This is a genomic window from Oleiagrimonas sp. (genome assembly GCF_027858935.1).
Classification (GTDB): domain Bacteria; phylum Pseudomonadota; class Gammaproteobacteria; order Xanthomonadales; family Rhodanobacteraceae; genus Oleiagrimonas.
Genome location: NZ_JAQIBU010000162.1, coordinates 1 through 6,448, shown reverse-complemented (window position 1 = coordinate 6,448; position 6,448 = coordinate 1). Strand labels below are relative to the sequence as shown.

Annotated in this window: 3 protein-coding genes and 1 pseudogene; 3 read left to right on the top strand and 1 reads right to left on the bottom strand. The window is 59.4% G+C overall.

What is annotated here, in order from left to right; genetic code table 11:
• Positions 1-243: DUF885 family protein (locus PF446_RS05935; protein WP_298070320.1), on the top strand; the 243-nt coding region annotated here is incomplete at its 5' end.
• Positions 244-1,320: 1,077 nt separating this feature from the next.
• Here the strand turns inward: PF446_RS05935 and PF446_RS05930 are convergent.
• Complete coding sequence (locus tag PF446_RS05930; protein WP_298070319.1) at positions 1,321-3,384, bottom strand: S46 family peptidase; 2,064 nt, start codon at positions 3,382-3,384, stop codon at positions 1,321-1,323.
• A gap of 348 nt (positions 3,385-3,732) precedes the next feature.
• Between PF446_RS05930 and PF446_RS05925 the strand changes: the two are divergent.
• Positions 3,733-4,750, top strand: a pseudogene (locus tag PF446_RS05925) (IS5 family transposase).
• 634 nt (positions 4,751-5,384) lie between these two features.
• On the top strand, positions 5,385-6,448 hold a 1,064-nt coding region (locus PF446_RS05920), incomplete at its 3' end, for a serine hydrolase domain-containing protein (protein ID WP_298070318.1).

Sequence of the window (6,448 nt, the reverse complement as noted above, 5' to 3'; positions counted from 1 at the left end):
ATTGGTGAACAGACCATCCTGTCGCTGCGTACCGAAGCGCAGCAGAAACTGGGGGACAAATATTCGCTGAAGGATTTCGACGACGTGGTGGTCGGCCAGGGCAGTCTGCCGATGGCAATCCTGAAGGACGTGGTGAACCGCTGGATTGCCAACACGCTGGCTGGCAAACCCGCTGACCAGCTGCCTTACGCCTGCAAGCCGCGCAGCCTGGAAAGCTGTGCGAACGAGCGCTCCAGCCGCTGATCTGCCCGCGGCGGTATAAAGGCGTCACCATTTCGCCGCCCCGGTCAAAGCGCACCAAAGGGGTCAGGTTCATTTAAATAAAATCAAATGAACCTGACCTCTATTTTCCCGCAGGACGTGATCCGGTTCGAGTCTGAACCGATTATTTCTTTTTGGTGCCCGGTTTCTGAGTCAGTGCGCTACCTGCCGCAGACTTTGAATCCTTGGAAGTGCGACCGTCTTTAAGCGTCTTCGACGCCGCTCCTGCAACAGGCGGCGACGTGACCTTTTGCGCTGTATTGCGCTGAGACAAAGCGCTACCGGCCGACGATTTGGAGGCTTTAGCCGTAGATGGGCTGGAAAGTGTCTTCGAGGCGCTACGAGCAGCCGAGTTGGACGTAACTTCTTGCTTATCCATATAAATCTCCTTGAAGTCTGACGCTTGCGTTGACGATGAAAGAGTTGGAGTGCGTTTTCTTCCAGGCGCGAAGCTAGAAGGATGACTCTGATCTGTTTTGCTGATGGGCCTTGAAAGCGCCACAACAGCGAGCAGCGCACATCCTGGTCATGTGAACGGCCTGGTTGGTCTAGAGCTTGCGAACAAGCCAAACGATAAGAATAATGATAAGAATGGTTCCGAGTATGCCGCCGCCGATGTACATGAGAATCTCCTAACAAAGATATTTGAAGTTCATTCGAACATGACTGGTGCGAATCGTCTGTGGGCTAACGTACGAAGCGCGGTCCCAATGAAGGGCCGGATTCATTTTCAGAAATAAGCGGGAAGCGTCATTTTCCAATTTGATCAGAGCGGCGTGGCTGGAGCGACTTGCCCCGCTCGAGTAAGGGTTCGATGTATGCCTGGCATCGCAAGCAAGGTGCCGAGTACGCGGATCTCAGGGTCAGGTCTTGAATCTTGAACTACCGAGGCTACGGGTTTAGCTTTCAGGGCATGTGGGTTCCCCCCCCCCCGAGCACGTGGGAATCCGAGCGCGTCCTGTGCCCCCGAGCGCGCACTCGCGGAGAAAGAAAAGGCCACGGAGCGGAACTCCGTGGCCTTTGCATGTCTTCAATCGAAGACGGATGGGGCTGCTTGTCTCAGCCGTGGGTCAGTTCATGCACCAGCGGCTTGGCGTGATACACGTGCTTGAGCGCCGCGAGAATGGCGGCACTGTCGACCGCGACCGCGCGGTTGCGCTTGACGTTGTACCAGAACGCGCCGCCCAGCGACGGCCGGTTGCCGTCGAAGATCAGGCCCACCAGTCGGCCTTTGCGGTCGATGACCGGGCTGCCGGAGTTGCCGCCGACGATGTCATTGGTGGACACGAAGTTCATCGGCATCTTCGGATCGAGCTTGCTCTTGGCATCGCTCCACGCGCTGGACAGCTTCAGTGGCGGATAGCCCTTGGCGTGCTGGTACAGACCACCGATGGTGGTGAATGCGGGAATATGCTTGCCGTGCTCGGACCAGCCGCGGACCACGCCGTAGGAGACGCGTTCGGAGAAGGTCGCGTCCGGGGCCACGCTGGTGCCGTAGACCGCGAAGCGGGCATGGGCGACCTTGGCGGTGTTGGCCTCCATCGGACCGCTGATCTGGTCCTCGACCTGCTTGTGCAGTTTCAGGTAGTACGGCAGCACCTTGCGCGCCAGCTCGATCATCGGATCGTGCGATGCAGCCACCGCCTTCTCGCCGCCGTCCCACAGTGCCTTGCGGACCTTGATGCTGGCCAGTTTGGTGCCGTTCACCGCATGCTTGGCGACCATCTTCGGCGAGGCGTCCGCGAACAGCGTTCGGTTGATTGGTGCGTCTGCGCCCATCAGGTTGCGCATCATGGTCAGCGAGGACTCCAGGCGCAGCCGGTCGAATCCGGCATGCACCGGCGCCTTGGAGAACAGGCCCTGTTCCATGCGTGGCAGGTTGGCCGTGCGGAACCCGCCGATACGCTGGTCCTGCGGCAGCGTACGCTCATGCGCGCCGAGCACGATGGTGAAGGCGATGTGGTAAAGCTTGGCCTCGAAGCCCTGCTGACCCTCGATCATGCGCAGCGGCAGGAACATGGCCAGTTGCTTGCTCTGGATGGCCGCGATGTTCGCCCACGCATCGCCGTACTTCCGGCGCAATGTGGGGTCCGCATCGACCTTGGCACGCAAGGCCGCCTGCTGCTTTTCCTTGCGGGCGAACTGTGTGGTGTTGTTCAGTGCCTGCAGTTGCCCGGAGATCGACTGGATGTCGTTGTTGGTATAGAACAGCGAGCCCTGCGCAATGCGCGCGTTTTCCTTGCTCTGCGAGCGGAATGCCTCGTACAGCCCCTGATTGTGCGAGAAGTAGTTCAGGATCACGGGGTAGATGGGGTAGCGTAGCGCCTTGAGCTGGGCGATGGTGTCGCCGCGCTCGGTGGAGCCGGGATTGCCGGAGGTGAACACCAGCTGGCCCTTCTTCGGACCCTTCGCCGAGAACCGGAAGTAGTCGGGCGTGTGCGCGGGCTTGCCGTTCACGTAGACGCGCACGATCGCCACCGCGAAGTCGTAGCGCGGGTAGTTGAAGTTGTCCGGGTAGCCGCCGAAGAACGACATCGGCTGGCTGGGCACGAACACCATGCGCACGTCCTGGTAGCGGCGGTACTTGTACATCCAGTACTGGCCACCGTGGTACAGCGACACCAGCTGGCAGCGCCATTTGTCGGGCTGGCCGTTCACGCAGGTATCTTCGAGCTTGCTGGTGATGGCGCGCTTCGCGGCGACATAGGCCGCGCCGTTCTTGTCCGCCAGCGCCTTGTTCACGGTGTCGGTGTCGTTGCTGCGCCGGACGATCTGTTCGATCTCCATGGACGGGCATTTCTTCTCCTCGTCGCGTTTGTCGGCGTAAAAGAAGTGCGCCATGTAGTCGTGCTTGGCGTCGGAAATACCCTGCAGGCACTCGACCACGCAGTGGTGATTGGTCAGCACCAGGCCGTCGGGCGAGACGAACGAGCCCGAGCAGCCGCCGGCGAGCCGCACCGAAGCCAGCTGCACATGCTGCACCCAGCCCTTGGTCGGCGTGAAGCCGAAGCGGTTTTGCAGGGTCTTCGTGGGCAAGTTGGACAACGGCCACATACCGGCGCCGGCGTATACCACCGGGGCGACGAGCATCATGCCCAGGAATATTGCCAGTAGTTTCTTCATGGAATGTTCCCTGATCGAAAAAGTTTCGTGAACGGCACGGCGGATATGGCCGACAGGGGATGCTGGCAATCAGTTTTGCCCGGGGTGTGTTGCCGCGGGGCGTGATGATCCAGGATGGCCGTACGATTCCCTGTGAGCGCGCGAGTCCTAATTTACTCCTCCGGAAGAGGATGACGCGAATGCCATCAGTCACGCTCGTCTGGCTGTTCGGGCCGCCGCAGTTTTCCGCCAGCGTGGATGTCCTGCGCCAGAAATGGCTGCGATCGAGAGGACTTAGGGCGACTCTGATTTTGCCTCGTGGTCGAACTACCTTAATCTCGGAGTGCCCTTATGAGCCGACCCAAGCAGATGACTGTCGCCACCGAAGCGGATACCGGCTTCGAGCGCCATCGCAAAGCAACTCGCCACGACATTTTCCTGGCAGAGATGGACAAGCTGGTGGCTTGGGATCGACTTTGCGCGGTGGTGGAGCCGTACTATCCGAAGGAGTCTGCGCGTGGCGGTCGTCAGCCGATTGGATTGGAACGCATGCTGCGCATCCACCTGTTGCAGCAGTGGTACGCGCTGTCCGATCCGGCTGCCGAGGGGACGTTGTACGACGCGCAAGCCATGCGACGATTCGTGGGCATTGACCTGGCCCGATAAAGCGCCCCGGATGAGACCACCATCTGCAGTTTCGACACCTGCTGGAGAAGCATCAACCGGCCCAGCCGCTGTTTGACGACATCATGGCCTATCTGGGCGAGCACTGCATGAAGCTGTCCGAGGGTACGATCGTGGATGCGACGATCATCCCCGCGGCTGAGTCGACCAAGAACAAGCAGCGCCAGCGTGACCCGGCGATGCACCAGACCCGCAAAGGCAAGCAGTGGTACTCGGGCAACTGCTCCTGCGTTGCCTCAACTCCGGCATCCCTGCCGTCGTCGGCATGAAGGCCCACATCGGCGTCGATGAACGCACCGGACTGGTCCACACCGGCACCACCACGGCGGCCAACACCGGCGACGTCACCGAGGTCGCCAAGTTTCTGCATGGCAAGGGAAAAGCAGTATATGGGGACAGTGGCTATCGAGGCGCCGAAAAACGCGTAAAGGCCACGCCTGGCCGACGTTTCTACATCGCCGAGCAGCGTAGCAAGGTCAAGGCCATCCAGGACGCCACGCTGCGAGAGCTCACCGAACAGATCGTGCACTTTAAAGCATCCATTCGCTCCGCGGTCGAGCACCCGTTCAGGGTGGTCAAGCGGCAGTTCGGATACAGCAAGGCAAGCTATCGCGGCTTGACCAAGAACCATGGTCAGGTTGTCACGCTGTTTGCCATGGCCAAACTGTGGATGGCGAGAAAACGGTTGCTCGCCGCAGGATAGGTGCGCCCGCTGCACGCCAAAATGCGTGTTGCGGGCAGAAAAGAAGCTCAAACAAGACCGTTTGAACGGCCAATTGAAATTCGTTCGCGTTGAAGGCTGGTTCAAGCACGTGGTTGCGAAAAATTCGGCCGTTTGATCAGACGTTTCCTAGAGCTTGCGAACAATCCAGACGATGAGAATAATGATAAGAATGGTGCCGAGTATGCCGCCGATGTACATAAGTACTTCCTAAGAAAGATATTCGCTGTTCATTCGATCATGGCTGATGCGAATTGTCTGTGGGCTAACGTACGAAGATCGGTCAGAGCCAGAGCCCCCGGAAAAGGGGCGCGTGAACAGCGTGGATTAAAAAACGGTTCCACGTACACATACGACCGCTTCAAACCAGAAAAAAGAACAAAGGCATCAAAGTGTACTTTTCAGATCAAACCATGCATAAAGTGCGGTTTGACGCCTGTGTTGCCTGTTTTTCGTGAGTGGACAGACGTGATGTTTCAAGCCCGACTTGGGGAGGGCGTCGATGAAGCGCAGATGGCTATGGATGCTTGCACTTGTCCTCAGTACGGCCTTGCATGCAAGTGCCCCTGAAGGATCGATCGAGCGTTTCATCGATCGCGAGCTGCCTGCGTCCGGCATGCCCGGCGTCGCCTACGCCGTCGTGTCCGATGGCGAGATCACGTCGATGGGTGCGCGTGGCGTGGCGAGGATCGGGGGCGACAGGCAACTCACGCCGGACACGGCTTTTCTGACGGGCTCGATCTCCAAGAGTTTTACGGCGCTTGCCGTGATGCAGCTGGTCGAGGCGGGCAAGGTCGACCTGGATGCCAGGCTCTCTGACTATCTTGACGGTTTCTCCGGTCGGCCCGCCGGAGCCATCACGATCCGTCAGCTGCTCAGTCACACCAGCGGCTTTTCCACACTGCAGGGGAACACCTCGCCTTCGCAAAGCACTCATGGCAAGGATGCGCTTGCGGTCCGGGTTGAGCAGTTGGAAGCGGTGACTCCAGCCTACAAGCCCGGTGAAAGGTGGGCATACTCGAATACCAACTACCAGATTCTCGGTCGCCTGATTGAAGTCGTCAGCGGGCAGTCCTATCAGGTCTATGTGGCGACTCACATCCTGCAGCCACTCGGCATGACACACAGCTTTGTCGCCGACGGCAAGATCCATCAAACCATGGCCACTGGGCATCGGCCATGGTTTGGCACCGAACAACCCTTGCCCGCGAACAGGACCGACCGCGCCACCGCTCCGCAAGGTGGCATTGTTGCCAGTGCCAGCGATCTGGCGCGCTATCTACGAATGATGATGAATGGCAAGGACGACGTGCTGAGCGCTGCCGACAAGGCGCTGATGATGCGCCCCGCCAGCAAGGTATCGCCCTTTTACGGTTTTGGCTGGTTTGTCGATTCCAGCAACGGTACGGTTTGGCATGGCGGGACGAGCCCCGGGTTCGAAACGCTGGCGACGATGATCCCCGCCGAGGAGAAGGCGGTGATCGTGCTGGTCAACGCCGGGAGTGGGCTGGGCTTTGAGGAGACGGCTCCTCTTCGCGATGGCATTACGTCCAGGGCACTGGGCCTGGCAAACGATAGCGAGGGATCCCGATGGCCGCTGAAAGCTCTGTTCATCGGTTTGGTGCTTCTCCCGATCCTCTACGTCCTCAGCATGGTTTGGGCATGGCTTTGCCGTGACAG